The sequence below is a fragment of the Streptomyces polyasparticus genome, assembly GCF_014493765.1.
Taxonomy (GTDB): Bacteria; Actinomycetota; Actinomycetes; order Streptomycetales; family Streptomycetaceae; genus Streptomyces; species Streptomyces polyasparticus.
In genome coordinates, this window is record NZ_JACTVJ010000126.1 from 1 (window position 1) to 860 (window position 860).

Below are 860 nucleotides of genomic sequence, written 5' to 3' on the forward strand. Positions count from 1 at the left end.
CTTATAATGCAACCGAGGAGTGATGGAAATGGCTAAAATTCTGGTGCTTTATTATTCCATGTATGGACACATTGAAACCATGGCTCACGCCGTCGCCGATGGGGCGAACCGGGTGGACGGCGTTGAGGTGGTTGTGAAGCGCGTGCCGGAAACCATGCAGGCTGAAGCATTCGCCAAAGCAGGCGGGAAAACGCAAAACGCGCCCGTCGCCACGCCGCAGGAGCTGGCAGAGTATGACGCCATCATCTTTGGTACCCCGACGCGCTTCGGCAACATGTCCGGTCAGATGCGTACTTTCCTCGATCAAACCGGCGGTCTGTGGGCGTCCGGCGCTCTGTATGGCAAAATCGCCAGCGTATTTAGCTCAACCGGTACCGGCGGCGGCCAGGAACAAACCATTACCTCGACCTGGACGACGCTGGCCCACCACGGCATGATCATCGTCCCGATCGGCTATGGCGCCCAGGAGCTATTCGATATTTCCCAGGTACGCGGCGGTACCCCTTATGGCGCAACCACCATCGCCGGCGGCGACGGCTCGCGGCAGCCGAGCGAGGAAGAGTTAGCCATCGCCCGCTATCAGGGTGAACATGTCGCCAAACTGGCCGTTAAACTGCACGGCTAATCTTCTGCAGGAGGAGCACTATGCCAACTCAAGAAGCAAAAGCACATCGCGTCGGCGAATGGGCAAGTTTACGTAACACCTCGCCGGAAATTGCCGAGGCGATTTTCGAAGTCGCCCACTACGATGAAAAACTGGCGGAGCAAATCTGGGAGGAAGGCAGCGACGAAGTGCTGGCGCTGGCCTTTGCCAAAACCGATAAAGACAGCCTGTTCTGGGGCGAACAGACGATTGAGCG

The 860-nt window shown here is 57.8% G+C and carries 2 protein-coding genes; both read left to right on the top strand.

Translation table 11 applies throughout. The features are described 5' to 3' along the window. The first annotated feature begins 28 nt into the window (after nt 1-28). Nucleotides 29-625, top strand: a complete 597-nt coding sequence (gene wrbA / locus H9Y04_RS49145) for an NAD(P)H:quinone oxidoreductase (protein WP_002898704.1) — start codon at nt 29-31, stop codon at nt 623-625. 20 nt (nt 626-645) lie between these two features. Further along, a partial coding sequence (locus H9Y04_RS49150; protein ID WP_187820170.1) for a YccJ family protein occupies nt 646-860 on the top strand: 215 nt, incomplete at its 3' end.